General features: G+C 66.0%; 11 protein-coding genes. 5 read left to right on the top strand and 6 right to left on the bottom strand.

Annotation, left to right across the window (positions count from 1 at the left end; genetic code table 11):
- The first annotated feature begins 44 nt into the window (after nt 1–44).
- On the top strand, nt 45–2,399 hold the full coding sequence (locus SCD90_RS09260) for an acetamidase/formamidase family protein (protein WP_319844373.1): 2,355 nt from the start codon (nt 45–47) through the stop codon (nt 2,397–2,399).
- A 57-nt stretch (nt 2,400–2,456) separates the two neighbouring features.
- On the opposite strand, the gene SCD90_RS09255 is transcribed toward SCD90_RS09260, so the two are convergent.
- The 5 genes from SCD90_RS09255 to SCD90_RS09235 are packed head-to-tail and all read right to left on the bottom strand — an operon-like array spanning nt 2,457 to nt 7,224.
- Nucleotides 2,457–3,470 carry a proline racemase family protein gene (locus SCD90_RS09255; RefSeq protein WP_319844372.1) on the bottom strand — a complete coding sequence of 338 codons (1,014 nt, stop codon included), beginning with the start codon at nt 3,468–3,470 and terminating at the stop codon, nt 2,457–2,459.
- Nucleotides 3,471–3,501: 31 nt separating this feature from the next.
- Nucleotides 3,502–4,290 carry an ABC transporter permease gene (locus SCD90_RS09250; RefSeq protein WP_319844371.1) on the bottom strand — a complete coding sequence of 263 codons (789 nt, stop codon included), beginning with the start codon at nt 4,288–4,290 and terminating at the stop codon, nt 3,502–3,504.
- Nucleotides 4,291–4,292: 2 nt separating this feature from the next.
- Nucleotides 4,293–5,126 (bottom strand): ABC transporter permease, encoded by an 834-nt coding sequence (locus SCD90_RS09245; RefSeq protein WP_319844370.1) that lies wholly within the window; start codon nt 5,124–5,126, stop codon nt 4,293–4,295.
- A complete protein-coding gene (locus SCD90_RS09240; protein ID WP_319844369.1) occupies nt 5,123–6,169 on the bottom strand; it encodes an ABC transporter ATP-binding protein in 1,047 nt (348 codons plus the stop codon). Before SCD90_RS09240 ends, SCD90_RS09245 begins: the two co-directional genes overlap by 4 nt.
- Nucleotides 6,170–6,180: 11 nt before the next feature.
- A complete protein-coding gene (locus SCD90_RS09235) occupies nt 6,181–7,224 on the bottom strand; it encodes an ABC transporter substrate-binding protein (protein WP_319844368.1) in 1,044 nt (347 codons plus the stop codon).
- 127 nt (nt 7,225–7,351) lie between these two features.
- On the opposite strand from SCD90_RS09235, the gene SCD90_RS09230 reads away from it, so the two are divergent.
- The gene (locus tag SCD90_RS09230) at nt 7,352–8,347 is read left to right on the top strand and encodes a GlxA family transcriptional regulator (protein ID WP_319844367.1); all 996 of its coding nucleotides are present in this window, start codon (nt 7,352–7,354) and stop codon (nt 8,345–8,347) included.
- Here the strand turns inward: SCD90_RS09230 and SCD90_RS09225 are convergent, their stop codons facing one another.
- Nucleotides 8,348–8,809 carry an Lrp/AsnC ligand binding domain-containing protein gene (locus SCD90_RS09225; protein ID WP_319844366.1) on the bottom strand — a complete coding sequence of 154 codons (462 nt, stop codon included), beginning with the start codon at nt 8,807–8,809 and terminating at the stop codon, nt 8,348–8,350.
- A 118-nt stretch (nt 8,810–8,927) separates the two neighbouring features.
- On the opposite strand from SCD90_RS09225, the gene putA reads away from it, so the two are divergent.
- The 3 genes from putA (at nt 8,928) to SCD90_RS09210 (ending at nt 16,128) form a co-directional block, all read left to right on the top strand.
- Nucleotides 8,928–12,602, top strand: a complete 3,675-nt coding sequence (gene putA / locus SCD90_RS09220) for a bifunctional proline dehydrogenase/L-glutamate gamma-semialdehyde dehydrogenase PutA (protein WP_319844365.1) — start codon at nt 8,928–8,930, stop codon at nt 12,600–12,602.
- A 335-nt stretch (nt 12,603–12,937) separates the two neighbouring features.
- Entirely contained in the window at nt 12,938–15,313 is a 2,376-nt protein-coding gene (locus tag SCD90_RS09215; RefSeq protein ID WP_319844364.1) for a xanthine dehydrogenase family protein molybdopterin-binding subunit, read from the top strand.
- On the top strand, nt 15,310–16,128 hold the full coding sequence (locus SCD90_RS09210; RefSeq protein ID WP_319844363.1) for an FAD binding domain-containing protein: 819 nt from the start codon (nt 15,310–15,312) through the stop codon (nt 16,126–16,128). The genes SCD90_RS09215 and SCD90_RS09210 overlap by 4 nt, the downstream gene beginning before the upstream one ends.
- Nucleotide 16,129 lies beyond the last annotated feature (1 nt).

The raw sequence follows: 16,129 nt of genomic DNA, 5'->3' as shown, positions 1-16,129 counted from the left end.
ACGAGCCCTGCAGCGGCCCAGGGCAGCAGTCCGGATGCCGCCCTATGAACCGCCCCTTCGATCCTATCTCCATCAGCGCTTTTCCCAAGGGCAAGCAGGAAGGGGCATGGCAGGAAACCCTGCGCTCCCTGTCGATCATCGGCCGGCACCGCGACGAGACGGGCTTCGATTTCGGCGAGATCGCCACGCGTTCTCTGCCAACGGGTACGAAGGCGACCCTGCTGCGTTCGACGGCGCAGGACTTCGCCGGCCTTCCGGGGCGTAAGGATACCTCCATCCTCATCGGCTTCGTTCAGTACGGGCGTGGTCATATCGGCGATGGCGGCCGGCGGGTCAGCGAGTTCGCCGACGGCGATCTGTGGGTCTGCGATGCGCAGACCCCGTGGTCGCTCCAGTTCCGCAACGACTTCGAGCTCCTGCTTCTCCAGCTGCCGCGCGAGCGAATGGCGGGCCGCATGGGTCGCGCGCCGGTCGTCTCCGGCACCGTGCTCGGGGAGACGGTCGCCGCCGCCGCCGCACGGCCGGTCATGCGCGTGCTCGCCAGCCAGTTTGCCATGGCTGAAGATGGCGATCTCATCGCCGGCGAAATCGCGGTCACAGAACTTGTCGTGTCCTCGATGCTTGCCGAAGCGCGGCCGGACGAGGACAGCGCCACCCAGGTGCAGGCCGGGCACTTCGCCCGTGTCTGCGCAATCGTCGAAGCACGGCTGCGCGATCCGGACCTGTCGATCGCTTGCATCGCCAAGGAGGAAGGGCTCTCGCCGCGCTACATCCAGCGCCTGTTCGAGGGCCACGACCGCTCGTTCTCGGAACATGTCCGCCACCGCCGTCTGGAGCACTGCCGGCTCGAACTGGTCAATCCGCAGCATGCCGACCGCAGCATTGCGGAGATCGCGTTTCGCTGGGGCTTTCCCGATCAGGCTCATTTCAGTCGGGTGTTCAGCGCGGCTTACGGAACCTCACCGCGCGATTTTCGTAAATCGGCTCCCGAACTGAGCACGACCCGGTGGACGCGCGGCCGGCCGCTGCACACCGGCACACGGCCGGGAACAAAGCCGGCTGTTCCGCTGATCGAGGAACCATCGCTTGTGGTCCCGTCGAGGCCGGCGCCTGCGCCGACCAGCACGCCGGAGCGTCATCATATCGCCGTGTCGCGGGACACGGTTCACTGGGGTTACCTCAGCCGCTCGATACCGCCGGTCTTGCGGGTGCGGCCGAACGCCGAGATCACCGTCGAGACCCTGACCCAGCACGCCTATGACGACGAGGCGCGCATGATCTCGGGCGATGCCGGCGCGGAAAGCGTCTTCGCATGGACGCCCGACTACAAGGCGGTGGACAGGCGCGGCGCAGGGCCGATGAACGCGACGATCTTCGGGCGAGGCGCCGGCGAGGGCTTCGGTGTCCATATCTGCACCGGGCCGATCTACGTCCATGGCGCGGAGCCCGGCGATGTGCTGGAGGTGCAGATCCTCGACATCCGGCCGCGGCCCTGCGCCAATCCGGAGTTTGCGGGCTACGCCTTCGGCAGCAATGTGGCCGGTGCCTGGGGGTACCATTACGACGATATGCTGGACGGCCCGCGCAACCGCGAGATCGTGACGATCTTCCGCACGGAGGCCAACGGCTCCTCCGGCTTCGCGGAAGCCGTTTACAGCTATCGCTGGGCGCCGCAGACCGACCCTTTCGGCGTCGTCCACGAGACGATCGACTATCCCGGCGTTCCGATCGACCGCGCAACAATCCAGGAGCGGACTGGCTTCATGGAAGGGCTTCGCGTTCCGATACGCCCTCATTTCGGGTTCATTGCCGTCGCGCCCCGCGAGGTCGACATCGTGGACACGGTGCCGCCCGGCTATTTCGGCGGTAACATCGATAATTGGCGGGCGGGTAAGGGCAGCTCCCTGTACCTGCCGGTCGCGGTGCCCGGAGCCCTGCTCTCGATCGGCGATCCCCATCTTGCCCAAGGGGACGGAGAGATCAGCGGCACCGCGCTCGAATGCTCGCTGACGGGTGATATCAGACTGGTCCTCCATAAGCGGAACGAGACGGGGAAGGCCTACCTCAACGGCCTGTCCAGCCCGCTTCTGGAAACGCCGGACGAATGGATCGTCCATGGTTTCAGCTATCCGAATTATCTTCGGGAGCTCGGGCGAAACGCGCAATCGGAGGTTTTCAAGAAGTCATCGCTCGACAGAGCGATGAAGACCGCTTTTCGAACCGCGCGGAAGTTCCTCATGGAGTGCTTCGATCTCGAGGAAGACGAAGCTGTTTCCCTCATGTCGGTCGCCGTTGATTTCGGTGTCACGCAGGTGGCGGATGGCAATTGGGGTGTACATGCCGTCATCAGGAAAAGCGTGGTTTCGTCGCGGGCCGCTGCGATGCCGCCGGAGCGTTAGCTGAGGGTAAGTTTGGAAAAGGCAGGTAGGCCGGGCTGGGCCCACCTGCCTTTCTGTTCAGAGGACGATGAAGCCCGCTCCGACAGGATCGTTGCGATCGATCGTCCAGCGTGCGGTGCCGAGGAAGCCGGCGGTTCCCTTCACGGTCGGTCGCACGGCGCGGACATTCCCAAGCCTGGTTTCGCCGATCAGGCAACCTTCGAAGGTGCCGCTGCCCAGTAAGCCTTCGGACTTGATGGGCTGGTTGAGGCTGAGCTCACCGCGGGCTTCGAACATGGCCATCATGGCGCTGGTGCCGGTGCCGCCGGGCGAGCGGTCGAGCTGGCCCGCGCTGAAGACGTGGACGTTCTTGTAGAACGCGCCCTCGATGGTCGGCTCGTGCCAGAAGGTGATGAAGTTGAGGTTGTTGATGTGCCCCTCGGTGGGGTGCTGCACATGCAGCTTCTGGCGCAGCTGGTCACGGGCGATGATGCCCATGCGCGAGAGCTCGCTGCCGTTCTCCGGGGAGATGCGGAGCCCCGAGCCGCGCAGGTCGATGATGCCGAAATAGTTGCCGCCCCAGGCAAGGTCGGCCTTCAGCGGGCCGTAGCCCGGCAGTTCGATGGCGACGTCCTGCTCGGCCACATAGGCCGGCACGTTCTCGAAGCGCGTCCACAGCACCTCGTCACCTTCGGAGGCGACTTCGGAGACGACGAGGCCGGCGGTGGTCTCGAAGCGGATGCGGGTGGTGCCACCTTCGCCGCGCTTGACGAGGCCATGCGCCACCATCGCCATCGAGACCGCGATCGTGCCATGGCCGCACATATGGGAATATTCGGTGCCGTCGATGTAGATGAGCCCGGCGTCGTAGTCGGAACTCGACGGCGGCGTCAGAAACACGCCGAACATGTCGCCATGGCCGCGCGGCTCGCGCATCAGCGCCTTGCGCAGCCAGTCATAGTTCTGCTCCAGGAACTGCCGCTTCTCCAGGATGCTCGATCCGGCGGGGTAGGGGATGCCGCTGTGGATGATGCAGAGCGGCTCGCCCTCGGTGTGGGTGTAGATGACGTCGAATGCGTCGATGCTGCGCATGATGTGCTCCAGGGAGGGATCGGGAAGGGGCTCAGTCCCGCTCGGCCAGCACGTCGAGGCCGATCGTGAGATCGAGCACGACGATGGCGAGGACGGCGGCGAGGATGGTGGTGGCCGACACCGCCGCGATGGACGGGTCGACGGAGTACTGGACGTAGTTGAAAAGCTGGACCGGGATCGTGTTCAGCGCGGCCGTCGTGTTGAAGATCGAGAGCTCGACATTGATGAACGAGGTGATGAAGGCGAAGATCGCGCCCGCGACGATGCCGGGCCGGATCTGAGGCAGCGTCACCAGGAAGAAGGTCGTGACCGGGCCGGCGCCGAGATCGCGCGAGGCCTCCTCCAGCGCCAGTTGCTCGCGCGTCAGCAGCGGAAGCACCGTGCGCAGCACGAAGGGCGTGACGATCACGGTGTGGCCGACCAGCAGGGCCTCGAAGCTGCGCATCAGCCCGATGGACGAGCCGAACTGGAGCAAGGCCGCGCCGAGCACGAGATGCGGAAGAACCAGCGGCGACAGCAGGAGCTGCGAGAAGGCGGCCTTGCCCGGAAAATTGCAGCGCGCGATGGCGAGCGCCGCGGGCACGGCGAGAACCACACCCAAGGCCGTGGCCGCCAGCGCAAGCAGGGTGCTGACGAGGAACGAGTGCGCGTAGGTCGGGTTCTCGACGACGACCCGGTACCAGCGCAGCGTGAGGCCCTGCGGCGGGAAGGCCAGGAACTCCGTCGTGGTCAGGGATGCACCGACGAGCACGACCAGGGGCAGCAGCAGGTAAAGCAGGGCCGCGAAGGAGATGAAGCGAATGGCGATGCGAACGGCCATGATCAGCGCGCCCCCAGACGAGAGACCAGCGAGGCCGCGGCGATCAGCACCAGCGTGAAGACGAGCAGGGTGATGGCCAGCGCGCCGCCGTAATGAAAGTCGAACACGCTGCTGTATTGCTGGAAGACCAGCATGGGCAGCACCGTGACGCGACCGCCCGACAGCAGCGCCGGGGTGACATAGGCGCTGACCGACAGCGCGAAGACCATGATGCCGCCCGAGACGACGCCCGGGATGCTGAGCGGAAACGTCACGTTCCAAAAGGTGGATGCCGGGCTGGCACCCAGATCGGCGGATGCCTGCTCCACCGTGCGGTCCACCTTCGCAAGCGCGTTGCCGATGGTCAGCACGATGAACGGCAGCAGGATGTAGACGAGGCCGATGAGGATGCCCGTCTCGGTGCCGAGGAAACGGATCGGGCGGTCGATCAGCCCCACATCGCGCAGGGTGTCGTTGACGAGGCCGGTGCGCCCGAGAAGCACCATCCACCCGAACGAGCGCACGATATTGCTGGTGAACAGCGGCACCACCAGCAGGATGACGCAGATGCGCCGCCACGCCCGCCAACGCACCACGCGCACGAGGTACCAGGCGAGCGGATAGCCGATGGCAAGGCAGATCGCGGTGGTCAGGACGCCGAGACGGAAGGTCACGAGCGTGACCTCCCAGTGATAGGCGTCGAACAGGATGCGGCTGTAGTTCGCTAAGGTGCCGGCGCCCTCGGTGGTCGTTACACTTGCCACGAAGACGACGATCAGCGGGATCAGGAAGAAGGCGGCGAAGAACGCCAGCGGAAGCCCGATCAGGCCGAGGAGCGCCGTCCGCGAGGGTGTCATGCCACGCCGTCCGCGAGTACGTGGAGATCGTTCCAGCGAACCTCCAGCGTGGCCGGCATGCCGACGGCCACATCGCTCCCGGCGAGGCCGAGCCTCCGCGCCACGAGGTCGTGGCCTTCCGCGTGGACATAGATGTTGGTGACGCCGCCAACGCTGGTGACGTTCTCGACCCGACCGTCGAGGAACAGCACGTCGCCCACCGGCGGATGCGCACGCAGCGGCGTCAGCACCAGATGTTCCGGACGAAGCACGGCGGTGCCGATCATGGCCCGGCTGCCGCCGCTGAGAATCCGCGTTCGGCCCGCATCATCCAGGCCGACGGGCACGAGATTGGCGTCGCCGATGAATTCGGCGACGAAGCGCGTGCGGGGGCGGCGATAGATCTCCGCGCCGTTGCCGACCTGCTCGATGCGCCCCGCGTGCAGGACCGCAATGCGGTCCGACATCGTCATCGCCTCTTCCTGATCGTGTGTGACGAAGACGAAGGCGCAGCCCAGCTTTTCCTGAAGCTGCTTGAGCTCGATCTGCATGCGCTTGCGAAGCTTGAGGTCGAGAGCGCTCAGCGGCTCGTCGAGAAGAAGCAGCTTCGGCCGGTTGACCACGGCGCGTGCGAGCGCCACGCGCTGCTGCTGTCCGCCCGACATTTCACGTGGATAGCGGTCTTCGAGATCAGCAAGCCCGACAAGGAGGAGCGCCTCGCGAGCGCGGTCGGCGGCGTCCTGCTTCGAGGCACCGCCACGGCGCGGACCGTAGGCGACATTGTCCAGCACGCTGAGATGCGGAAACAGCGCATAGTTCTGGAACACGGTGTTCAAGGGCCGCCGGTGCGGCGGCAAGCCCGTGAGGTCCTGCCCTTCCATGTGGATGGCGCCCGTATCCGCCTCCATGAACCCCGCAATCAGGCGGAGGAGAGTGGTCTTCCCGCAGCCGCTGGGACCGAGCAGGGATACGAACTCCCCCGGCTCGATCGTCAGCGACACTTCGTGAAGAGCCTTGTGGTGGCCAAAGCTCTTCGACACGCCGTCTATGGTGAGAAGACTCATCCTCTTTGCCGTCAGCGCGCGATTTCGCGGTTCCAGGTTTCCGTGATCTGCGCCCGCTTGGCGTTGACCTCGTTCCAGTCGAACAGCTTGAGGTCGCTGACGGAGCCCTTCTCGCCCCAGGGAAGCTTGCGGCTGATTTCGGGCGTCAGCTCCACATTCGTGACGGCCGGGCCGAGATAGAGCCGCTTGGCGAGGCAGAGCGCGGAGTCCGCACTGAGCGCTGTGTCCACGAACTGGGCCGCGGCATCGGCCTTCTTGCTGCCGTTGACCATGTGCAGGCGCGCATCGGTCGCCCACACGCCTTCCTTGGGAACGACAAACCCGATGGGCGCGCCGGCATCGGCGAGCGCCCATGCGCCGACATTGAAGTGGGCGCCTATGGCCACTTCACCGCTCTGGAAAGCGTTGCTGGCAGCACCCGAGGAGTCGAAGTACAGGCCGGCATCGAGCTCCTTCAGCTTCTTGAACGCAGGCGACAGGTCGGCGGAGGTGCCGCCGAGCATCTGGTTGACGAAGAAGACGAAGGGCACGCCGCCGGAATTGCTGGGCGAGGGGATGGTCACCGCGCCGGCATGGTCCTTGTCCCACAACGCTTCCCAGGAGGTCGGCGCCTCGGTGATTTCCTTGGTGTTGTAGGTGAGGCCGAGCGAATAATAACCGCCGCTGACAGCGTACACTTTGTCGCCATTGCGATAGGCTGCGGCCTTCGAGAGGTTGGCCGAGTTCGGCAGCTTGGCGAGGTCGATGGCGGCAAGCACCCCGGCTTTATCGGCCAGTTCGCTGATGCCGCCGTCGAGATACGCCACGTCGATGGTGGGCGCCGCGCTCTGCTGCTGCAGCTTGGACAAGGTCGTGGTCGAGGTGCCGATCTCCGGCACGACCTTGATGCCCGTCTTCTCGGTGAACGGAGTTGCGACGCAGGCCTGGAAGGCCTCGCCCCAATTGCCGCCATACCAGGCGACGGTGATGGATTCCGGCTGCTGCGCTAGTGCGCCAGGAGCATTGAGGAGAAGAGCAGCCACGGAGGCGCTCATCATGGCCTTCACATAGTTCATGGGTTCGTCCCTCCACTGCCTGTCCGATGTGCAATCGTTGCAGTCGCACAGAAAGAAGGCTTGAAGCAGGTTGCCAGGAACTTGAAGAAAAGCGACAAACTGAAGACGGCATAGAAGGCACAGGCGTATGGCGGACCCATCGAAACCGCCGCTGCGCGTGGGGTTCGTCCTGCTGGACAAGTTCACGCTGGCGGCGTTTGCCGGGCTGATCGATGCTCTTCGGCTGGCTGCGGATGATGGCGGCCAAAGCCGGCAGATACATGCAACCTGGCGCATCATGACGCCCGGGGCGGGCGTGCGCATGGCCAGTTGCGGCGTCCAGATCTCTGGCAGCGCGGACCTGCAGCCGCAGACCGAGTTCGACTACATCGCCGTATGTGGCGGCAACGACTATCTCGACGAGAAGCCGTCGCCTCTCCTCTCGGAATATCTTGTGCGTGCCCACGCATCCGGCGTTCGCCTGCTCGGCATCTGCACCGGCACCTTTGCCATTGCGCGAGCCGGTCTCGCGGACGGACGCACGGTCTGCGTTCACTGGAACGTGCGAAACGCGTTCGAGGCGCAGTTCCCCGGAGTGCGCACCAGCGTCGATCGGCTGTTCGTCGATGAAGGCGACCTCATCACCTGCGCAGGCTCGACGGCCGCCATCGATCTCGGCCTCTATCTTATCTCGCGCCATTGCGGCCGGGACCGTGCGCAGCAGGCGGTGCGCCACATGATGCTGGCCGGCATCCGGGCGCCCAGTCTTCCGCAGGCGCACTTCCGGCACGACATGGAGAAGGTCGCCGATCCACGCGTGCGCAAGGCCATGCACTTCATGGAGCAGCAGCTCGACCATCCGCCGACGCTCCCGGCGCTGGCCCGCTATGTCGGCGTCAGCCCCCGGCAGCTGGAGCGGACCTTCACGGCCGAAACAGGCATGTCGCCGATGAGGCTGCACCGCATCATGCGGCTGAACTACGGGCGCTGGATGATCGACAACCGGGTCAGCACCATCACCCAGATCGCGCTGGATTGCGGGTTCTCGGATGCCGCGCACTTTTCCCGCGAGTTTCGCAGCCATTTCGGCGTTGCGCCGAGCCGCTACCGGCAGGTTCAGAACACGGCCGCGTCGGAGGCCTGATCAGCGAAGCGGAAGGGGCCCGTCCCGTTTCACCTCCTCCATCACGGCGTAGGTTCGGGTTTCGCGCACCCCCGGGAACGACAAAAGCACCGAGCCCAGGAAGTTGCGGTAGGCTTCTATGTCGGCGACGCGGCTCTTGATCAGATAGTCGAAACCGCCCGCCACCATGTAGCATTCCAGCACTTCCGGCGCGCGCCGCGCGGCCTTCGCGAACTCGTCGAACACGTCGGGGGTTGTCTTGTCGAGAAGCACCTCGACGAAGACCAGCATTCCGAGACCCAGCCGCTCCGGCGCCAGCCGCGCGCCGTATCCCGTGATGTAGCCATCGCGGGTGAGGCGCTTCAGGCGATCGCTTGTGGCGGTGGAGGACAGACCGACCCGCTGGGCGAGATCGTAGTTCGCTATGCGCCCCTCGCGCTGAAGGATGTCGAGAAGCGCGCGGTCGATCTTGTCGATGCTCATCTGGGAAATATCCAGTCGTAGGCCGTCATAACTAGATTTTATCCGGCGTGGCCTCGATTTCTCCAGATTTAATTTCGCGAGGAAGGGGTTCATTCTGGTCCTGCAACGAGACCATGTCATGAGCGCCAACCTGAATTCGTCTTCCTCCTCCTTCAGCCGCGTTGTCGAACCGCTCTGTGGAGGCGAATTGCGCGAGCGCATCAGCTCCGCCTACCGCGTGCCCGAGCCGGATTGCGTGCCGCCGCTGGTGTCGCAGGCGACGTTATCGCCCGAGGCGGAAGCGCGGGTCTTCGCCACCACGGTGGACCTTGTCGGGAAGATGAGGGCGAAGACCTCCGGTTCCGTGGCCGCGCTGATGCAGGAATACTCGCTGTCGAGCGACGAGGGGCTCGCGCTGATGTGCCTCGCCGAGGCGCTGCTTCGCATTCCCGACATCGCGACCCGGGACGAACTCATCCGCGACAAGGTCGCGGCCGGCCGCTGGGAGGCGCATCTCGGACGGGACCGTTCGCTGTTCGTCAACGCCGCAACCTGGGGGCTGGTGCTGACGGGGCGTCTTCTCCAGGCGCCCGATGAGGGGGTGCTCGGCTCCGCGCTCAACGCAGTGGTCAGCCGCGCCGGCGAGCCGGCCATCCGCGCCGCTCTCGACTTCGCGATCCGCCGCCTCGGCACGCAGTTCGTGCGGGGCCAGACCATCGAGGAGGCGCTTGCCAACAGCGCGGCCCTGGAAAAGCGGGGCTTCCGCTATTCCTACGACATGCTGGGCGAGGCGGCGATGACGGCGGCCGATGCCGAGCGCTACTACCAGGATTATGTCGAGGCGATCCATGCCATCGGGCGGGCGGCGCGCGGCAGCGGACCCATCGAGCGCAACGGCATCTCGATCAAGCTCTCAGCGCTCCACCCGCGTTACCAGCGCGCTCAGATGGAGCGGGTGCGGGGCGAGCTGATCCCCCGCGTGCTTTCGCTGGCGGTGCTGGCTCGACGCTTCGACATCGGCCTGAACATCGACGCGGAGGAGGCCGACAGGCTGGAGATCTCGCTAGATGTGCTGGAAGCGCTGTGCGCCGCGCCGGAACTGGAAGCTTGGGACGGCATCGGCTTCGTCGTGCAGGCTTACGGCAAGCGATGCCCGGCGGTCATCGACTGGCTTGTCGATCTTGGCCGCCGCACCCGGCACCGCATCATGGTGCGGCTGGTCAAGGGCGCCTATTGGGACAGCGAGATCAAGCGCGCGCAGGTCGATGGGCTCGCCGACTTCCCGGTCTATACGCGGAAGGTCTACACGGACATTGCCTACATCGCCTGTGCCCGGAAGCTTCTCGCTGCGCCAGACGCCGTCTTCCCGCAGTTCGCAACCCACAATGCCCGCACGCTGGCGACCGTGCTGGAGCTTGCCGGGCCGGACTTTCAGCCGGGACAGTACGAGTTCCAGTGCCTGCACGGCATGGGGGAACCGCTTTACGGCGAAGTGGTGGGACGCGCCGGACTGGACCGCCCATGCCGCATCTACGCACCCGTCGGCACGCACGAGACGCTGCTGGCCTATCTCGTGCGTCGGCTGCTGGAGAACGGCGCGAATTCCTCCTTCGTCAACCGCATCGCCGACGAGGACGTCTCCCCCGATGAACTTGCCCGCGATCCCGCCGCTCTCGCGTCAGCGATCAACCCGCGCGGTGCGCCGAACCCGCAGCTCAAGGCCCCGCGCGATCTCTTCGCGCCGGGCCGGGTCAACTCCACGGGTGTGGATCTGTCCGATGAGCCGACGCTTGCCGCACTGGCCGATCAACTGCGCCGGCATGCAGGTGCTGGTGCAGCGGGCGCGGCTCCGATCGTGAACGGCATGGAGGAGGGAGGCGCCGCGCGCGCTGTCCACAATCCATCTGATCGGCAGGAGCATGTCGGCACTGTCCGTGAGCCGGATGCTGCGGTGGTGGAGAAGGCGCTCGCTGCGGCACATGCCGGCAGCGCGACATGGGCGGCGCTGACGCCTCATGAGCGCGCGGCACGTCTGGAAAGCGCGGCGGAACTGTACGAGGAGGAGCACTCGCGCTTCATCCACCTTCTGGTGCGCGAGGCCGGCAAGAGCGTGGCCAATGCCGTCGCGGAAGTGCGTGAAGCCGTGGACTTCCTGCGGTTCTACGCCGCCGAGGCACGACGTGCAGGTGTGGCCGTGCCCCTGGGCACGGTGGTGTGCATCAGCCCGTGGAATTTCCCGCTCGCCATCTTCACGGGGCAGGTGGCTGCCGCGCTCGCCGCCGGGAACGCGGTGATCGCAAAACCCGCGGAGGAAACGCCGCTGGTCGCCGCCATGGCCGTGCGCCTGCTGCTGCGGGCCGGCGTGGCGCCCAAGACGCTGCACTTCCTGCCGGGCGACGGCCGGACGGGCGCAGCTCTTGTGGCCGATCGCCGGGTTGATGGTGTGATGTTTACCGGCTCGACCGAGGTCGCACGCCTTATCGCCCGCACGCTTGCGGAGCGTGCCCCTGCTGCCGGTCCGCCGATCCCGCTCATCGCGGAGACGGGTGGACAGAACGCCATGATCGTTGATTCATCCGCACTGACGGAGCAGGTGGTGGCCGACGTGCTGATGTCCGCCTTCGACAGCGCCGGCCAGCGCTGCTCGGCACTCCGCGTGCTTTGCCTTCAGGAGGAGATCGCCGACCGGACGCTGACCATGCTCAAGGGCGCGTTGCACGAACTGCGCGTGGGCAATCCTGACCAGCTTCGCACGGATGTCGGGCCCGTCATCAGCCCCGAGGCGAAGGAGAGCATCGAGCACCATGTCGCTCGCATGGCGGCGATGGGCTGCAAGGTCACCCGCGCCGATCGGTCGGTCGAAAACGAACAGGGTATCTTCGTAGCGCCCACCATCATCGAAATCGAACGTGTCGATCAGCTCCGCAACGAAGTCTTCGGTCCCGTTCTGCATGTGGTGCGCTACCGCCGCGAAGCGTTGGACGACCTGATCCAGGCGATCAACGCCACGGGCTATGGCCTGACCTTCGGCGTGCATACGCGTCTGGACAGCATGGTCGAACGCGTCCGGGAGAGGGTTCACGCCGGCAATGTCTACGTGAACAGGAACATGGTCGGAGCAGTCGTCGGTGTTCAGCCGTTCGGTGGCCATGGGCTGTCCGGCACCGGTCCCAAGGCGGGCGGGCCGCTCTACCTGCGGCGGCTCGTGCGATCCTCGGGGCGGCCCCTGCTATGCGGGCAAGCTCCTGATCGCGTCCTCGCCTATGTAGACTGGTTGAAGGCCCGTGGCTTCGCAGCCGAGGCGCGCGCGGTGGCAGAACTCGCTCAGGATACCCCACTCCACGCGCAGCAGGACCTCGCCGGGCCCGTGGGCGAACAGAACATCTATTCCGTCCTGCCTCGGGGCGATGTGCTTGTGCGCCCGTTGACGCCGCTCGGCTTCCGGGTCCAGTGCGGTGCTCTGCTCGCAACCGGCAATACCGGGTGGCTCGTGGAGGGCCGTGAGACGATGGCTTCCGCCCTTGAGGAGCTTCCGGCGGCGGCTCGGCAGGTCATCCGCACCGTTGCCCGCGCTGGCGAACTGCCCGACATCTCCGCAGCCCTTCTGGAGGTGGACGACGATCATCCTCTGGATGCCGTGCAGGGAGAGATCGCGGAGCGGGAGGGGCCTCTCGTCGTCACCCAGGCCGCCAGTTCGGCCGGACTTGCTGCCGGGACGGAAAACTACTGCCCGGAATGGTTGGTCAACGAATTGTCGACCAGCATCAACACAACGGCGGCAGGGGGCAATGCTCGCTTGATGGCCGAGGCATGACGGGCCGCCTCGACTACTCCGGCTGGTATCTTTGGGGGGGAAGTCGGTCCTGTGCTTGCTTCCGGTCTTGCTGTGGGACGGTTCAGCGGAGTCCGCAGCCGTTCACCGAGATCAACGTGGCAAGCATCTGAGGTAATCGAAGTGTCGCCGGCTAATGCCTGCTCTTGCGGCATGTGATGTCTTCTTGGTGTGCACCCCGCACATATTTCGAACATCATCGATAACATCATTGAATCGGCCGTGGGGTTGATTTGCATCCACGCCCCCGGGTGTGGTGTTTAGGTGAAGCGAACAACGCTTCGCAATCATCCGGGTCAAGGGGCGGCAGCCGAGACATGCAGGGACAAGGGCGCACCGCGAGCGGCGTTGGGGCCGCGCTTCTCCGCCTGGAGGATGATCGTCTCCTGACGGGACGCGGCCGGTTCATCGGCGACATCCGCTTGCCCGGCATGCTCGATGTCGCCTTTGTCCGCAGCCCCGTTGCTCACGGGCGGGTGCTCAGCGTGGAAAAGCCGGCGGACACCGAGGGCCGGGTCTTCGTTCACGCCGATCTTGCCGGCGTAGCCGGCATCCGCGCCGATTCCGGGCTGCAGGGATTCCGCAGTTCCATCCAGCCGATCCTCGCGCATGATAAGGTGCGCCATGTGGGCGAGCCGCTCGCGGCCTGCCTTGCCGACACGCGGGCCGAGGCGGAGGACTTGGCCGAGCAGGTCTTTCTCGACATCGAGGAACTTCCGGCGGTCGTGGACATGACTCGGGCTCGCGATCCGGATCAGCCCCTGGTTCACGAGCACTGGTCCGAGAACGTGTTCCTCGAGACCTCTGTCGACATTAACTTCGAGGCGGCGAAGGCCGCGGCTGACGTGTCGGTCCACAAGACCCTGCGCACCTCGCGCCAGAGCATGGCGCCGATGGAAGGGCGCGGTGTCGTCGCCTACTGGGATAACCAGGCCGAGCAGATCGTCGTCTACACCTCCACCCAGATGCCCCACATCGTGCGCAACGGCCTGGCGGAATGCCTGGGGCTGGAGCAGGGGCAGGTGCGCGTCGTGGCGCCCGATGTGGGCGGCGGCTTCGGCTACAAGGGCATCCTGCTGGGCGAGGAGGTGTGCCTTGCCTGGCTCGCAATGCATCTGCGCCGTCCGGTGCGCTGGATCGAGGACAGGCGCGAGCACCTGATCGGCAATTCGAACTGCCGTGAGCACCATTACGAGATCACCGGCTACGCCGCGAACGACGGCCGCCTGCTCGCCGTGGAATGCGAGGCCATCGTCGATTCCGGTGCGTATTCGATCTACCCGTTCTCGGCCTGCCTCGAAGCCGCGCAGGTTGCGAGCATCCTGCCGGGTCCGTACCGCTTCGACGGTTATCGCTGCCGCACCTGGTCGGTGTGCTCGAACAAGCCGGCAATCCTGCCTTACAGGGGCGTGGCGCGGACCGGCGTGTGCTTTGCGCTGGAGGTGATGCTCGACGAACTGGCCCGGAAGATCGGGATGGAGCCGAGCGAATTCCGCCGCCGTAATCTGGTGCCGCCGGAGGCGATGCCTTTCACCAACATCACCAACAAGATCTTCGACAGCGGCGATTACGTGGAATGCCTCGACCGCGCGGTGCAGGCGATCGACCTGCCTGCCGTCCGGGCACGGCAGGCGCTGGGCGAGCCGGACGGACGGCGCATCGGCGTCGGCTTCTCCGTGTTCTGCGAGCAGGGCGCTCATGGCACCTCCGTCTATGCGGGGTGGGGCATCCCCATGGTGCCGGGCTTCGAGCAGGCGACCGTGCGGCTGACGCCCGATGGCGGATTGGAGGTGCGGGTCGGCATCCAAAGTCACGGGCAGGGGCTGGAAACGACATTGGCGCAGGTCTCGAACGAGATCCTCGGCATCGAACCGCGACGCGTGAAGGTGGTGCACGGCGACACGGCGCTGACGCCATACTCCACGGGAACATGGGGCTCGCGCTGCATGGTCATGGCCGGAGGTGCAGTCGCCGCCGCCTGCGACAAGCTGGGCGAACGGATGCGCGCCATTGCGGCCTCCGTGATGCAAGCGGCCCCGGACGAGGTGGAACTGCGCGATGGTGCGGCCTGGGCCGGCGAACGCTGTGTCAGCCTGAAGGAGATCGCCGGCCTTTGGTATCTGCGGCCGCAGGACCTGCCGCCGGACGTGGATCCCGCAGGGCTTGAGGTGACGCAGGGCTACAAGACGGTGCGCGACACCGGTACTTTCTCCTATGCCTGCCATGCTGTCGTCGTCGCGGTTGATCCGGAACTGGGGGATGTCGAGATCCTCGACTACCTCATCGTCGAGGATGCCGGCGTCATGGTGAACCCCATGATCGTGGACGGTCAGGTCCATGGCGGTGCGGCGCAGGGGATCGGCACGGCGCTCTACGAAGAAATGCGCTACGACGTTGCCGGCCAGCCGATGTCTGCGACCTTCGCCGATTATCACCTGCCCGGTGCATCCGAGATCCCACCGATCCGCATCGATCACATGGAGACGCCGTCGCCCATCAGCCGCTTCGGCCAGAAGGGCATCGGCGAGAGCGGCGCGATCGGCCCGCCGGCGGCCATCACCAATGCGGTGAACGACGCGCTCAAGGACACCGGCGCCTTCGTGGCCGAGGTGCCGCTGACGCCGGGCCGCATCCTGGCGGCGCTCGCCGAAGCACGTGCGGCGGCCGCGCCGGAACTGGCGGTGCAGCCGTGAAGCCGGTCGCGTTCGATCTGCTGCAGGCAGGCGATGTTGCATCCGCGCTTGCGGCTCTTGCCGGCGGTGGCGACGAGGCCAAACCAATCTCCGGCACGCAATCCATCGGACCCATGCTCAATCTGCGGCTCGCACGACCGTCATTGGCGGTCGATATCTCCCGCATTGCGGCCCTGCGCGAATGCCGCGACGAGGGCGATGCCATCCTCTATGGCGCGGCCATCACCCACGCCGAGATCGAGGATGGGGCGCTACCGGACGCGACGCCCGGCTGGATGGCGGCCGCCGCTCGGCGCATCGCTTATCGCGCGGTGCGCAACCGGGGCACGCTCGGCGGCAGCCTTGCCCATGCCGATCCGGCTGCGGACTGGGTCAATGTTCTCACCGCGCTTGATGCGTCGGTGGTGCTGCGGTCGGTGGGCGGCGAGCGCACCGTTCCGCTGACGGGGTTCTTCAGCGGCTCGTTCTCGACCGTGCTGGAACCGGGCGAGATCATCACGCATGTCCGCGTGCGCAAGCGAAGCGCTGCGGCGCGGTGGGCCTACTGGAAGTATTGCCGCAAGGTCGGCGAGTTCGCGATGGCGAGCGCCGCCGTCCTGATCGATCCCGAGCGCACCGAGACGCGGATACTTGTGGGAGCGATCGAGCGTCCTCCCGCTTTGCTGCGAGACCCGGAGGCGGTGCTGGCCGGTCGGCTTGGTATCGCTGAAGCGGTGACCGAAGCCGCGCCCGGCCTCTCCGCGCAGTCTCAGGCCCTCCATGTGGCGGCGGTCGGTCGCGCCATCGCCATGGCCGATGATCGCAACAACGGATAGC

It is taken from the genome of Terrihabitans rhizophilus (genome assembly GCF_033898525.1).
Lineage (GTDB): Bacteria > Pseudomonadota > Alphaproteobacteria > Rhizobiales > Methylopilaceae > Flaviflagellibacter > Flaviflagellibacter rhizophilus.
This window is presented reverse-complemented; position numbering and strand designations above follow the sequence as displayed.